This is a genomic window from Actinomadura madurae (assembly GCF_900115095.1).
Classification (GTDB): Bacteria; Actinomycetota; Actinomycetes; order Streptosporangiales; family Streptosporangiaceae; genus Spirillospora; species Spirillospora madurae.
Window position 1 is genome coordinate 641,016 of sequence record NZ_FOVH01000002.1, and the last position, 13,740, is coordinate 654,755.

At 74.1% G+C, this 13,740-nt stretch carries 11 protein-coding genes; 6 read left to right on the top strand and 5 right to left on the bottom strand.

What is annotated here, in order from left to right:
• Positions 1-20: 20 nt before the first annotated feature.
• Positions 21-1,097, bottom strand: a complete 1,077-nt coding sequence (locus BM339_RS08645; protein ID WP_075020447.1) for a S1 family peptidase — start codon at positions 1,095-1,097, stop codon at positions 21-23.
• 307 nt (positions 1,098-1,404) lie between these two features.
• Here BM339_RS08645 and BM339_RS08650 point away from each other — a divergent pair, with 307 nt between their 5' ends.
• The 4 genes from BM339_RS08650 to BM339_RS08665 all read left to right on the top strand — a co-directional run bounded on the left by BM339_RS08650 (position 1,405) and on the right by BM339_RS08665 (position 5,319).
• Positions 1,405-2,388 carry an ABC transporter ATP-binding protein gene (locus BM339_RS08650; protein ID WP_024934727.1) on the top strand — a complete coding sequence of 328 codons (984 nt, stop codon included), beginning with the start codon at positions 1,405-1,407 and terminating at the stop codon, positions 2,386-2,388.
• Positions 2,389-2,431: 43 nt separating this feature from the next.
• On the top strand, positions 2,432-3,385 hold the full coding sequence (locus BM339_RS08655; RefSeq protein ID WP_021592626.1) for an ornithine cyclodeaminase family protein: 954 nt from the start codon (positions 2,432-2,434) through the stop codon (positions 3,383-3,385).
• 75 nt (positions 3,386-3,460) lie between these two features.
• Positions 3,461-4,258 (top strand): SDR family oxidoreductase, encoded by a 798-nt coding sequence (locus tag BM339_RS08660; protein WP_218163599.1) that lies wholly within the window; start codon positions 3,461-3,463, stop codon positions 4,256-4,258.
• Complete coding sequence (locus BM339_RS08665; protein WP_075020448.1) at positions 4,255-5,319, top strand: NAD(P)H-dependent amine dehydrogenase family protein; 1,065 nt, start codon at positions 4,255-4,257, stop codon at positions 5,317-5,319. Before BM339_RS08660 ends, BM339_RS08665 begins: the two co-directional genes overlap by 4 nt.
• Here the strand turns inward: BM339_RS08665 and BM339_RS08670 are convergent.
• The 3 genes from BM339_RS08670 to BM339_RS08680 all read right to left on the bottom strand — a co-directional run bounded on the left by BM339_RS08670 (position 5,316) and on the right by BM339_RS08680 (position 10,711).
• On the bottom strand, positions 5,316-6,143 hold the full coding sequence (locus BM339_RS08670) for a nitroreductase/quinone reductase family protein (RefSeq protein WP_075020449.1): 828 nt from the start codon (positions 6,141-6,143) through the stop codon (positions 5,316-5,318). The two genes, BM339_RS08665 and BM339_RS08670, sit on opposite strands and share 4 nt — an antisense overlap.
• A gap of 289 nt (positions 6,144-6,432) precedes the next feature.
• The gene (locus BM339_RS52260; protein WP_075020450.1) at positions 6,433-9,375 is read right to left on the bottom strand and encodes a helix-turn-helix transcriptional regulator; all 2,943 of its coding nucleotides are present in this window, start codon (positions 9,373-9,375) and stop codon (positions 6,433-6,435) included.
• Between the two features lie 100 nt (positions 9,376-9,475).
• Positions 9,476-10,711 carry a glycosyltransferase gene (locus BM339_RS08680; RefSeq protein ID WP_021597541.1) on the bottom strand — a complete coding sequence of 412 codons (1,236 nt, stop codon included), beginning with the start codon at positions 10,709-10,711 and terminating at the stop codon, positions 9,476-9,478.
• A 195-nt stretch (positions 10,712-10,906) separates the two neighbouring features.
• Between BM339_RS08680 and BM339_RS08685 the strand changes: the two genes are divergently transcribed.
• Positions 10,907-11,554, top strand: a complete 648-nt coding sequence (locus tag BM339_RS08685; protein WP_024934730.1) for a hypothetical protein — start codon at positions 10,907-10,909, stop codon at positions 11,552-11,554.
• A complete protein-coding gene (locus BM339_RS08690) occupies positions 11,541-11,993 on the top strand; it encodes a peroxiredoxin (RefSeq protein WP_021597539.1) in 453 nt (150 codons plus the stop codon). Before BM339_RS08685 ends, BM339_RS08690 begins: the two co-directional genes overlap by 14 nt.
• Before the next feature lie 5 nt (positions 11,994-11,998).
• Here BM339_RS08690 and BM339_RS08695 read toward each other — a convergent pair whose 3' ends face one another.
• The gene (locus BM339_RS08695) at positions 11,999-13,639 is read right to left on the bottom strand and encodes a CocE/NonD family hydrolase (protein ID WP_337959902.1); all 1,641 of its coding nucleotides are present in this window, start codon (positions 13,637-13,639) and stop codon (positions 11,999-12,001) included.
• Positions 13,640-13,740 lie beyond the last annotated feature (101 nt).

A 13,740-nucleotide genomic window follows, 5' to 3' on the forward strand; every position in this document is an offset into this window, starting at 1 on the left:
TCACCCTGCGGGGTTCCGGGTCAGTAGATCTCGACCCCGAACTCCGACAGCGGCTCGGTCACGGGCTGGAAGAACGTGACGCCGCCGGACGAGCAGTTGCCGCTGCCGCCGGACGTCAGCCCGAGCGCGCTGGACCCGGCGAACAGCGGGCCACCGCTGTCGCCCGGCTCGGCGCACACCGTCGTCTGGATCAGGCCGCTGACGCTGCCCTCCTGGTAGTTCACCGTCTGGTCCAGCGCGGTGACCTGCCCGTCGTGGACGCCGGTGGTGCTGCCGCTGCGGGTCACGGTCTGCCCGACCGTGGCCTCGGCGGCACCGGTGATGTCCTGGAACTGCCCGTTGACGGTGACGCCGCCCTCGGTGTCGGCCGGGGCGGAGTCGTACTTGACGATGCCGTAGTCGTCGCCGGGGAAGCTGCTGCCGGCGTTGCTGCCGAGCGTCGCTCCCGACTCGTCGGTCCACGTCGAGCCCGCCTCGGTGCAGTGCCCGGCCGTCAGGAAGAAGAACTCGCTCCCCTTCTTGACGTTGAAGCCGAGCGAGCAGCGGGCGCTGCCGGTGTAGATGGGGTCGCCACCGGCGGCGAACATGCGGAACGCGCCCGCGACCTTCTTGGTCCGGACGGCCGCGCCCTGCTTGGCGGCGGCGGCCTGCACCTTCTTGAGCTCGGCGCCCTTGACGGTGCCGTCCATGGTGAGGACGACCTGGTTGGCGGCCGGGTCGACGGCCCAGGCGGTGCCCGGGACGGTCGCCTCGCGCTTGAGCGCCGACATGACCTTCTTCAGGTCGGCACCGCTGCGCGTGACGCTCTTGGGCACGGCGCCGGCGGCGCGGACCGCCTGGGCGGCCTTCGCGTCGGTCACCGTGACCACCAGGTTCTGGGTGGCCTGGTCCACGTAGGCGCCGGCGCTGCGGCCACCGAGCTGCCGCGCCAGCTTCGCGGCCACCCCGCCGGTGTCGGACAGGGTGGTGACGCGCCCGGTGGGCGCGTCGAGGGACGCATCGGCGGGACCGGCGACGAGTGCCGTCGCCAGCAGCCCCGACGCCGCCACGGTGACGGCCGTGGCGGCGCCGCCGATGCGGGTGGAACGGATCTTCACTGTGCCTCCAGGGGGGATTGGGCGCACCCGTGTTGGTGCGCCGGAGGTCACGGGACATGCTGGAAGAATCCTGAACGTTGGCGTAAGGCGAGAAAGTGACTAAACGTCCCGGTACGGCTTGTCACAATGGGTGCGCGATGCGTGCCCGAAACTCGGGCAGGATGACCCGTTTGGCCGGTCCATGACTGGACGGTAGGTCCAATGGGTCTCCCCGGCGCGGCCTCCCGGACGTAGGGTCGGAGGCGACGGGGGGCCGGACATATGACGCGGATCCCCCGCCCCCGGTTCCCCCGGCTCGGGAGTGCCCATGGGTGTCGAGATCCGGGTGGAAGGGCTCAGGAAGTCGTTCGGGCGGCAGGTCATCTGGGAGGACGTGTCCTTCACCATCCCGGCGGGCGAGATCTCCGCCCTGCTCGGGCCGTCCGGAACCGGGAAGTCGGTGTTCCTCAAGAACCTGGTCGGGCTGCTGCGTCCCGACCGGGGCCACGTCTACGTCGGCGGCGGCGACGTCCCGCGGCTGCGCGAGAACGACCTCTACGAGCTGCGCCGCCAGTTCGGGGTGCTGTTCCAGGACGGCGCCCTGTTCGGCTCCATGAACATCTACGACAACATCGCCTTCCCCCTGCGCGAGCACACCAAGAAGGGCGAGGCGGAGATCCGGCGCATCGTGCTGGAGAAGATGGACATGGTCGGGCTCACCGGCGCGGAGGACAAGCTGCCCGGCGAGATCTCCGGCGGGATGAAGAAGCGCGCCGGGCTCGCCCGCGCCCTCGTGCTGGACCCCGAGATCATCCTGGCGGACGAGCCGGACTCCGGGCTGGACCCCGTCCGCACCGCCTACCTCAACCAGCTGTTCGTCGACCTCAACACCGAGCTCGGCGCCACCTTCCTGATCGTCACGCACGACATCGGCACCGCGCGCGTCCTGCCGGACAACCTCGGCCTGCTGTTCCGCCGCGGCCTGGTGATGTTCGGGCCGCGGGAGATGGTGCTGTCCAGCCCGCACCCGGCGGTCGACCAGTTCTTCAACGCCCGCCGCCAGGGGCCGATCGGCATGGCCGAGGAGAAGGACGTCGCCGGCGCCGCCGCCGAGCCGCAGGGGCCGCCGCCGAAGCCGGCGCCGATCCCGCCGCAGCTGATGCCGAGCGACGGGCGGCTGCGGCCCTCGATGCGGCGCCCCGGGGGATGGCTGCGCGAGCACGGGGTCACCCCGCCGCCGGGGTCGTTCGTCGACGACGCGGGCAACGACTGGCTCACCGACTGGGACGCGCTCGTCACCGGTCGCCGGTGACCGCGGTGGTGACGCCGGGCCACCGGAACGGGAGAATGGTCCGGTGACGCTCCTTTTGACCCGTTCCGACCTTGAGGCGCTGCTCGTCCCGGAGGTGTGCCTGGACGCGCTGCGCCGCGGCTTCCGGGCGGTGGACGGCGGCCCGGCCGCCCGCCGCGTGATCGCGAAACTGCCCGGCCAGGGCACGGCGACGGCGCTGATGCCGGGACTGGTCGAGGAGATCCCCGCCTACACGGTCAAGGTGAACGCCAAGTTCCCCGGCAGCCGCCCGGCGCTGCGCGGCGTCGTCTGCCTGCACGACCTCGGCACCGGCGAGCTGCTCGCGCAGCTCGACTCGGCGACCGTCACCGCCTGGCGCACCGGCCTCGCCGCCGCGCTCGGCACGCACGCGCTGGCCCGCCCGGACGCCGGCGAGGTCGCGGTGATCGGCGCGGGGGCGCAGGCTGAGCTGGTCCTGCGCGGGCTGGGCGAGCTCCGGGAGGTGCGCGGCCTCGCCGTCTGCGACCTGGACGCCGGGCGCGCCGCGGACTTCGCCGGGCGGCACGGCGACCGGCTGGGCGTGCCCGCGGCGGTCGCGGCGGACCCGCGCGCCGCCGTCCGGGACGCCGGGATCGTCGTCATGGCGACCTGGGCGCGCCGCCCGCTCCTGCACGCCGCCGACGTGGCGCGCGGGACGCACATCACCTCCCTCGGCGCGGACGAGCCCGGCAAGGCGGAACTGGGCGCCGACCTGCTGGAGGGCGCCCGCGTCGTGGTGGACGACGTCCCGCTCGCCGTCGAGATGGGCGTGCTGGCCGACGCCGGGCTGGACGTCAAGCACGCGGCCGGGACGCTGCGCGACCTCCTGCGCGGCCAGGTGCCCGGACGGGTGAAGGGCGACGAGGTCACCGTGTACGCGCCGGTCGGGCTGCCCTGGCAGGACCTCGCGCTGAGCTGGACGGCCTACCGCGCGGCCCTCGACGCCGGGGCCGGCGTCCGGTTCGACTTCCTCGCCTGACCGGTCCGCCCAACTTATTGAAACACGTTCTACATTCTGCGTAGGCTGTGCGGGCAGTGACGCGACGGACCGGAGGTGACGCCGGTGATCTGGGACCGGTTCCGCATCGAGGGCAGGGTCGCGGTGGTGACCGGCGCCGGGCGCGGCATCGGCGCGGCCACCGCGGTGGCGCTCGCCGAGGCCGGCGCCGACGTGGTGATCTCCTCCCGGACCGAGGAGCAGCTGCGCAAGGTGGCAGGCGAGATCGAGGCGGCCGGGCGCCGGGCGCTCGTCGTGCCCGCCGACCTCAGCGATCCGGATGCCGCCGCCGGGCTGGCCGACCGCGCCGCCGGCGAGTTCGGCCGGCTCGACATCGTGGTCAACAACATGGGCGGCGCGATGCCCGTCCCCTTCCTGGACACCTCGCCGCGGAGGCTGGAGAACGCGTTCCAGTTCAACGTCAGCACGACGCACGCGCTGACCCGCGCCGCCGTCCCGCACCTGCTCGCGGCGGACGGCGGCAGCGTCGTCAACATCTCCTCGGTGATGGGCCGGATCGCGGGCCGCGGCTACCTCGCCTACGGCACCGCCAAGGCCGCCCTCGCGCACTACACCCGGCTCGCCGCGCTCGACCTGGCCCCGCGCGTCCGCGTCAACGCGATCGCCGTCGGATCCGTCGCGACGTCCGCGCTCGACATCGTCATGACCAGCGACGAGCTGCGCACCGAGATGGAGGAGCGGACGCCGCTGCGGCGCGTCGGCGTCCCCGAGGACATCGCCGCCGCCGTCCTCTACCTCGCCTCGCCCGCCTCGGCCTACGTCACCGGCGGCGTCCTGCGCGTGGACGGCGGCATCGAGACCCCGAACCTCGACCTGCGCCTGGAGGATCTGTGACGTACCGCGTCGTCCAATGGAGCACCGGCAACGTCGGCCGGCACGCGATCGCCGGCATCGACGCCCGGCCCGACCTCGAACTCGCCGGCGTCTGGGTCTCCACCCCGGCCAAGATCGGCCGCGACGCGGGCGATCTCGCCGGCCTCGGCCGCGACCTCGGCGTCACCGCCACCGGCGACGCCGAGGCGCTCCTCGCGGCGCGGCCCGACTGCGTCGTCTACACCGCGATGGCGGACGTCCGGATCATGGAGGCGCTCGACGACCTGTGCCGCATCCTGCGCGCCGGCGTGAACGTGGTCTCCAGCAGCCCGGTGTTCCTCCAGTTCCCGGACGGCGTCGTGCCGCCCGAGATGGCGGACCCCGTCCGGGAGGCGGCCGCCGCGGGCGGCGCGTCGATCTTCGTCAACGGCATCGACCCGGGCTTCGCCAACGACGTGCTCCCCCTCGCCGTCACCGGCATCAGCGAGCGCATCGAGCAGGTCCGCTGCATGGAGATCCTGAACTACGCCACCTACGACCAGGGCACCGTGCTGTTCGACATCATGGGCTTCGGCCGTCCCCTCGACGAGACGCCGATGCTGCTGCAGCCGGGCGTTCTCACCATGGCGTGGGGGAGCGTGGTCCGGCAGATCGCCGCCGGGCTCGGCGTGGACCTCGACGGGATCGACGAGGAGCACACCCGGCTGCCGGCGCCCGAGGACTTCGACGTCTCCTCCGGGACGATCGGGAAGGGCACCGCCGCCGCCCTGCGCTTCGAGGTCAAGGGGATGCGCGGCGGCGAGGCCGTCGTCGTCCTGGAGCACGTCACCCGGCTGCGCGACGACCTCGCCCCCGACTGGCCGCAGCCCGCCGGCGCCGGCTGCTACCGCGTCGAGGTGCGCGGCGAGCCGAACTACACGGTCGACCTGCGGCTGCTCGGCACCGACGGCGACCACAACACCGCCGGCCTGAAGGCCACCGCGATGCGCCTGGTCAACGCCGTCCCCGCCGTCGTCGAGGCGCCGCCCGGCCTCCTCACGGCCCTCGACCTCCCGCTGATCCCGGGCCGCGGCCTGCTCTAGAGCTCGAGCGTGTCGAGGAGCGGCACGAGCCGCTCCTCCTCGCGGTCCAGGTGCGCCTCCAGCGTTCCGGTGAGCCGCTCCACCTCGGCGAGCAGCGACGCGGGCTCGCCGGCGTCGAGGACGCGGCGCAGCTCGTCCAGCAGCTCCTTCACCGTCTCGTGCTCGCTCCTCAGCCGCGCCAGCAGCGGTGCGAGCCCCGGATGCAGCCGTTCCAGGACGGGGAACATCTGCGTGTCCTCGCCCAGATGGTGGTTGCCGAGCCCCTGGCACAGCGTCAGGCAGTTGATCCGCAGCTGCGCGCCGATCCCGGCGCCCGACGCGGCGACCTCCTTGCGGATCAGCGCGAGCTCAGCGCGGAACGCGTCGTGCACCGCCAGGAGCATCGCGCCGGGCGTCTCCGGCCCGCCGGGCGGCCCGGAGACGGTCGGGACCAGGGCGACGACGGGCAGCGTCCGCCCCGACTCGCTCTCGTAGCCGGCCCATCCGGGATCGGCCTCCACGGCACGCGCGAAGGCGCGGTCGCGTTCGTCCCCCGCGAGGACGACGGCGTCCGCCTCGTAGGCGAAGGAGCCGCTCTCCACCGTGACCCGCGGGTCGGCGACGAGATTGTGGAACCACGCCGGGTTCTTCGGCGCCCCGCCCGCGGAGGCGATGACGAGGACGCGGCCGAGGCCGTCCGGCAGGTACCCGAGCGGCGTCGTGTGCGGGGCGCCGGTCCGCGCCCCGGTCGTCGTCAGCAGGAGCAGCCGCCCGCCCTCGAACGGGCCGCCGACCCGCCCGCCGTTCGCGCGGAACTCCTCGATGATCCGGGTATTGAAATCCATCTGTCTCCTGAATTGTTTTCGGGCATGCTGAACAGAGCCACAGGGATGCCATGCGCCTATGGCTTGGGAAAGGGTTTTTGAGGGCATGCCGGAAAAGCGGGCATGCCCGATGACGTCGCGCTCGGCGCGACAGGTGAGAGAGAGGAACGCGAGTGGAAAGGCGGGCCGCGTGCCCGCCCCGGCCTCACTCGGAGGCCGGGAACCTCACTCGCTCATGGCCCAAGGCCGACCCGGCAGTCACGCGTCGAAGAGTACTCAGCGCCCCGGGAAATTGCAAGATCACGGTAATTCAGATGCCTTCGCGGTGGGCGATGGCGGCGGCCTGGGTGCGGCTGGTCGCGTTCAGTTTCGCGAGAATGTTGGAGACGTGGACGCTGGCCGTCTTGGGGGAGATGAACAGGGTCGCCGCTATCTCCCTGTTGTTGTGCCCCTCGGCGACGAGTTTCAGGACCTCGCGCTCGCGGCCGGTCAGCGAGGCCAGGGGGCCGGACGGCTCGGGGCGCGCCGGGCGCCCGGCGGTGAGGCGGGCGCGGGCGCCGAGGTCGCGCAGGGCGGCGAGCAGCGGCCGCGCGCCGAGGCGTTCGGCGGCCTCGACGGCCGCTCGCCACTCCTCGGCGGCGGCCTCGCGGTCGCCGTTCTCGACCAGGGCCTCCGCCAGCCGCCACCGGGAGCGCGCCACCTCGTAGACGAACCCGCCGTCCGGGTCGCCGAAGGTGAACAGGTCCGCGGTCCGGCGCCACAGGCCGACGTCGTGCACCCCGTCCACGCGCCTGCGTTCGGCCTCGGCGCGGGCCAGCCAGCCCTGCCCCTCCCCGCCGATCCAGGTGCGCGGGTGCCCGTGGACGTCGACCGCGACGACGCCGCGCGCCGCCTGGAGCAGCCGGTCACCGGTCTCCGCCGCCGCCCGGACCGCGTCCTCGTCGCCGGCGGCGCGGGCGCGGGCGGCCCGGTCGGCCTCCGCCCACAGCCCCGTCGCGGCGATCCGGATGGCGCCGATCGACTCGCGGTAGACGGTGCCGAGGACGTCGCGGACATGGCCGGCCGCGGTGTCGGGGTCGCCCCGCCACAGGGCGTGCTCGGCGGCGAGCCCGCGTGCGAGGTAGTTGATGAACGGGTCCCGCGGGCACAGCGGCAGGATCCAGCGCAGCCGCTCCTCGACCGTCGGCGTGCCCTGCGCGACGTCGAGGAACAGGGCGTACGCGGACACGTGCCCCCCGGTCGACCGGTCGACCTGGATCGCGAACTCGTCGGCGAGCCGGCCCGCCTCCGTCCAGTCGCCCGAGGTGTAGTGGACGAGGAACCGCAGGGAGCGCAGCACGGTCCCGAACGTGCTCCACGCGATCCCCTTGTCGAGGGCGTACTTCACCCCCTCGTCGGCGGCCCGGACCGCGCCCGCGAGGTCGCCGCGGTCGAACTTGGTCCGCGCGTAGTGGAACGCCGCCCGCATCGCGATCATGGAGTTGTCGTCGTCCGCCGCGGCCAGCTCGTGCGCCCGCGCGAACACCTCGGCGACGCCGGTGTCGGCCTCCCGCGACTCCCGGTGCACGCCGAGCGTGACCAGCAGGCTGGCCTCGGCGCCGGTGGCCCCGGCCGCCCGCGCCGCCTCGATCGCCTTCTCGGCGTACGCGGGCATCTCCCCGTCGCGGTCCCGGTAGAGCAGCGTCCGGGCGTAGGTGGCGAGCGCGTCGGCGCGCTCGACGGTCGGCGGGTCGGCGGGCAGCATCGCGACCGCCTCCCGCGCCACCGCCTGCGACTCCTCGTCCTCGTCGATGTCGCCGAGGTAGGCGGCGAGGTGCTCGCGGATGCGGGAGCCGAGGCGCACGTCGGCGGGGTCGATCACGGTCAGCATGCGGCGCAGCCGGTGCACCGCCCGCCGCAGCTCGCCGGCCCGCGCGGACGCCTGGGCGGCGGTGAGCGACAGCCGCAGCCGGTCCGTCCCGGCGGCGGCCTCCGGCTCCGGGACCGCCTCCCACAGCTCCAGCGCCCGCTCGTAGTGCTCGAACGCCTCGGCGGGGGCACCCAGCCGGTCGGCCTCCCGCCCCGCCCGGACGGACGCGGCGAACGCCGCCGGCAGGTCGTGCGCGGCGAGGCTGTGGTGCGCCAGCTCCGCCGCCGAGCCGCGCGTCCCCTCCGGGAGGTCCGCGAGGAGGCGGGCGAAGTCGGCGTGCAGCCGGGTCCGCTCGCCCGGCAGCAGGTCGGCGTAGACGGCCTCCCGCAGCAGCGCGTGCCGGAACGTGTACCCCGCGCCGGACGGGACGAGCAGCTGGTGCGACACCACCTCGCGCAGCGCCTCGCCGACCGCCGCCTCGTCCAGGCCGGACACCCGCCGGACGAGCTCGTCGTCGACGCGGCGCCCGGCGACCGCCGCGACCCGCACCACGCGCTGGCCGCCGTCGGAGAGCCGCTCCATCCGCGACAGCAGCAGGTCGGCGAGCCCGGACGGCAGCTCCGCCGTCCCGTCGTCGCGGTCGTCCAGGCCGGAGGAGTACAGCTCGGCCGCGTAGAACGGGTTGCCCTCCGAGCGCCGGTGCACCCGCTCGACCACGTCCGCCGTCACCGGCGCGGACCCGCGCGACAGCTCGGCGAGGTACTCGGCGGTCTCGCCCGCGCCGAACGGCCGGACCTCGACGCCGGTCACGTTCGGCAGCCGCAGCAGCTCCGCCACCACCGGCCGCAGCGGATGCCGCCGGTGCAGGTCGTCCGACCGGTAGGTCCCGACGAGGCAGACGCGCTCGCGCTGCAGCACGCGGCTGAGGAACGTCAGCAGGTGCCGCGTCGACCGGTCGGCCCAGTGCAGGTCCTCCAGGACGAGCAGGACGGGCCGGTCGTTGCCCAGCTCGCCGAGCAGCCCGAGGACCGCCCCGAACAGCTGCTGCTGCGCCAGCTCGGACGCCGCGCCGGGACCGCCGTCGCCGTCCGGCAGCAGGCGCCCGAGGACGGGGCGGGCGGCGAGCGCGGCCTTGACGTCGCCCGCCTCGGCCGTGCCGGCCTGCGCGGCCGTCCACAGCGCGTCCGTCAGCGGCAGGTACGGCATGCTCTCGCCCAGCTCGGCGCACTGCCCGACGAGCACGGCGAAGCCCTTGCCGCGGGCGTCCTCGGTGAGCGTGGACACCAGGTGCGTCTTGCCGACCCCGGCGTCCCCGCTGACGAGCACCACGCCGGCGGCGCCCGCGGCGGCGCGGTCCAGCGCCGCGGACAGCTCGGCCAGCTCCGCCGTTCTGCCGATCAGCACCGAACGCCCCTTCCGGTCATCCCGTTGAGTATCCCATCGGCGGGAACGTGAACGGGCCCCGGATTCCGGTGAGGATCCGGGGCCCGCGGGGCGGGGCTCGTCAGCCGGCCAGGGCGGGGGTCCTGTCGGCGTCGTGCTCCGCCGCGTCCTCGGCCTCCGGCTCGGGCTCGGGCTCGGGGACGGGCAGGACCTTCTGGTACGCGCGCAGCGTCTCGGCGGCGACGCGCTCCAGCGAGTAGCGGGAGCGGGCCCGGTCCGCGGCGGCGATCGAGTAGCCGTGCAGGGTGGTCTCCTCCGCCAGCAGGGTGCGGATCGCGCGGCCGACCACGACCGGCCGCCCCGGCGGGACGTGCAGGCCGGTGATGTGGTCGAGGACCTCGTCGGCGTTCGCGCCGGACGGCGTCGCCACGACGGGGACGCCGCAGGCCATCGCCTCCAGCGGCATCGACGGGCACGGCTGGCGCGGGGTCAGGCAGAGCGCGAGGCTCGCTGTCCGCAGCAGCTTCGGCAGGTTCTTGCGGGGGAGCCGGCCGAGGAAGATGACCCGGTCGGCGACGTGCAGCTCCTTGGCGAGCGTCCGGAGGCGGTGCACGGTGGCGTCGCTCTCCAGGTCCTCGCGGGCGGGGCCGCCGGCGACGGCCAGCTCGGCGTCCGGCACGTGCACGAGGGCGCGCATCCCGGTCTCCACGTCCCCGGCCTCCAGGTCGTCGCAGACCATCACGAGGCGGGGCCGGCCGCCGTGCGGCATCGCGGGCCCGACCTGCGCGAACTGCTCGCCGTCCACGCCGTAGGGGACGACGGAGACCGACGGGCGGGGCACGCCCATCCGCACGACCGCGCCGGCCTCCTCCTCGTGCCCGGCGAGCACCACGTCGGCGTCCCGGCCGATGGCCTTCTCCAGCCGGTCGCGGTGCGGGTGCACCTGGCGCCCGGCGCGGCGCTCGGCGGCCGACACGCCGTGGTAGCTCTGCGCGAACGGGATGCCCAGCTCGCGGGCGACGGCGCAGGCGGCGAGGCCGCCGATCCAGCCGTGCGCGTGCACGATGTCGGGACGTCCGGCGCCGGACCAGCGGCGCCGGAGCCCGTCGGCGAAGTCGCGCAGGTGCTGGAGCAGCTCGTCGTCGGACAGGGGGCGCGGGGGGCCCGCGTCGAGGTGGACGAGCGCGGCGCCCGGTGCCAGCCGGACGCGACCGCGCACGGACCGGTCCTGCCGGCGCGTGTAGACCGTGACCTGGTTGGGCTCCCCGTCGGCGATCAGCGGACGGGTGAGCGAACGAGCGAGATCCCGGACGTGGACTGACTGCAGGTGTTCGCCGTCAAGGTCGGAGGCGGACACGAGAGCAATGTTCAAAGGGCGGTGCATGACGGATCCTCCGGGACTACACAGGGGAAGCTCGGAGGTATCTGCGTCGTAGACACCTGCTCGGCCATTGTCATATCCGCCCGCCCTCTCCGTCAAACCTGACGAATCGGATCTCGGGCGGGCCCGCACTCCGCGAAGCACCGCCCACCTGCGGGGATACTGGACCAGATGAATGACGAACCCCTCTGGTATGTGGCGTACGGCTCGAACCTCTTCCGCGAGAGGTTCGCGTGCTACCTGTCCGGCGGCCGTCCGCGCGGCGGCGCCCGCCACCACACCGGCTGCCGCGACCCCCGCCCCGCCCGCGCCGAGCAGTCGATCACGGTGCCGGGCGGCATCTACTTCGCGCACACGTCCCTGACCTGGGGCGGCGGCATGGCCTTCTACGACCCGGCCCTCCCCGGGCGCGCCGCCGCCCGCGCCTACCTGCTCACCCGGCGCCAGTTCTGCGACGTCCTCTCCCAGGAGATGCGCCGCGACACCGGCACCGACCACGACCTCTCGGAGGCCGTCGCGCACGGCCGCCAGCGGATCGGCCCGGGCCGCTACGAGACCGTCCTGAAGGTCGGCGAGCGCGCGGGCCGCCCCATGCTCACCTTCACCTCGCCGGCGCCCGCCCCGCCCAACCCGCCGTCCGCCTCCTACCTGGCGATGCTCGGCCACGGCCTGCGCGAGGCCCACGGCTGGCCCCCCGAGCGCGCCGCGTCCTACCTGGCCGCCCGCCCCGGCGCGCACGGCCACTGGACGTCCCGCGACGTCGCCGCCCTCCTCGAACCGAACCGCGTTCCGCTAGGTTCGTCCCATGAACGTCGGTGACGTCGTTGACGACTTCGAACTCCCCGATGAGACGGGCGAGCCCCGCACCCTGAGCGGCCTGCTGGAGCAGGGCCCCGTGGTCCTGTTCTTCTACCCGGCCGCCATGACCCCCGGCTGCACCGCCGAGGCCTGCCACTTCCGCGACCTGGTCGCCGAACTCGCCGAGGTCGGCGCGCACCCCGTCGGCATCAGCGCCGACCCGGTCGCCAAGCAGAAGGAGTTCGCCGACAAGCACTCCTTCGGCTACCCGCTCCTGTCCGACCCCTCCGGCGAGGTCCGCGCCGCCTTCGGCGTCAAGCGCGGCCTGGCCCTCATGCCCACCAAGCGCCAGACCTTCGTCATCGCCCCCGACCGCCGCGTCCTGGCGGTCGTCAAGAGCGAGATCCGCATGAACACCCACGCCGACAAGGCCCTGGCAGCCCTCCGCGCCCAAAAGTAGAGGGTTCAGGGGGTTATGGGGAGGGTGATGGCTGACGGGTGGGCGGGGGTGTGGAAGATCCCCTGGTCGGCGGTGAGCATTTCGGTGGCGGTGCCCATCGGGGCGCCGGTGCCGGGGTTGCGGGCGATGCGGGGGTAGGCGCCGCTGGCGACCTGGACGCGGACGCGGTGGCCGCGGCGGAAGCGGTGGCCCGCGGGCCACAGTTCGACGGCGACGCGGCGGACGCCGTCGGGGCCGGGCTCCGGGGTGCCGGGGACGAGGCGGCGCATGCCCTCGCAGAGGTTCAGCGACTCGCCGTCCGGGGTGACGTCGCAGAGCCGGACGACGAAGTCGGTGTGCTCGCGGTTGGAGCGGATGTGCAGGTCCGCGGTGACCGGGCCGATGATCTCCAGGTCGTCGTCGAGGACGTCGGAGGTGAAGGTCAGCACGTCGCGGCGGCGTTCCAGGCGTTTCTGGTCGGTGGACGGGCGGGTCTCGCCGAGCAGGGTCGGGCCGCCGAGGAACGGGGTCGGGTGGTTCGGGTCGTACCGGTAGGTGTCCGGGGCGGACTCGGGCGGCGCGGCGGGGGACAGGGCGCCCTCGGGCTGGAGGTGCCAGCGTTCCTCCCGCATCCCGGGGACGGGCCAGTCGGGGAACTCCCGCCACTCGTCCGCGCCGGTGATGAAGAGCCGGACGGGGTTGTCGCGCAGCTCGGACGGGTCGTCCAGCAGGTGCGCGCGGAACCACCTGATGGAGTCGGAGACGGAGCCGCGCATCATGCGCTGGTCGGCGTGGAACCAGGGGCCGATGGTGAGGTAGGGGCGCTGCCCGGCGGCGCGGAGCGCGGCGTAGTCCTTGATCTGCCAGGGCAGGAAGATGTCGTACCAGCCGCCCGTCATGTTCACCGGGGCGGTGACCCGGGAGACGGTGGGGCTGAAGTCGCGCTTGTCCCAGAACGGCGTGTCGGGCCCGTTGACCAGGAGGTCCTGGAAGAACCGCTGCTGTGCGCCGGTCGCGAGCCGGTCCAGCTCGGCGAGGGGACGTCCCGACAGGGTGGCGCGGCGGGCGCGGCGCGGCGACATGATGCCGGTGGTGATGCCGGAGAGGGAGTTCTTCATCCGCGCGGTCAGGTCCACCCAGATGAGCGCGGATTCGAGGGCGAAGGTGCCGCCGACGTTGACGGCGTCCCGGAACGTGGAGGCCGTGACCTGCATCGACAGGGCCTTGAGCTCGGGTCCGGCCTCGGCGGCGACGGCCCACTGGACGTAGCCGAGGTAGCTCGGGCCGTGCATGGCGAACGTGCCGCCGAACCAGGGCTGGGACGTGAGCCACTCGATGGTGGCGAGGCCGTCCTCGCGCTCGTCCAGCGCCTCGAAGACGCCGCCCGAGCCGAAGCCGCCGCGGGCGCTCTGCACCACGGCCTGGAACCCGTGCGACGCGAACGCCTGCCCGCACATCAGCCCGAACGGCCCGCGCCGCCCGTAGGGGGAGCGGACGAGCACCGTCGGAGCCCGCTCGACGTCGGCCGGGGCGTACCGGTCGGCCAGCAGCGTCACGCCGTCGGCGGCGGGGACCTCCAGGTCCCGCTCGACCGTCACACGGTGGGGGCCGTTCCGCAGTCCGAGCGCCGTGACCCCGAGCCGGCGCATCATTCCCACGCCTACCACCCGATTGATCGTAACCGGCCGGTAGCCGGGCGCTGAGGCCACATGTCCGTGATGTGCCTCGCACCGGCCCCGGGCTTCACTACGATCGAGGAGCCGTAAAC

What these genes read in the sequence shown, in the direction of transcription:
- BM339_RS08650 (WP_024934727.1), top strand. Translation starts at nt 1,405, where the DNA reads ATGGGTGTCGAGATCCGGGTGGAAGGGCTCAGGAAGTCGTTCGGGCGG.
- BM339_RS08670 (WP_075020449.1), bottom strand. Translation starts at nt 6,143, where the DNA reads ATGGATTTCAATACCCGGATCATCGAGGAGTTCCGCGCGAACGGCGGG.
- BM339_RS08685 (WP_024934730.1), top strand. Translation starts at nt 10,907, where the DNA reads ATGAATGACGAACCCCTCTGGTATGTGGCGTACGGCTCGAACCTCTTC.
- BM339_RS08690 (WP_021597539.1), top strand. Translation starts at nt 11,541, where the DNA reads ATGAACGTCGGTGACGTCGTTGACGACTTCGAACTCCCCGATGAGACG.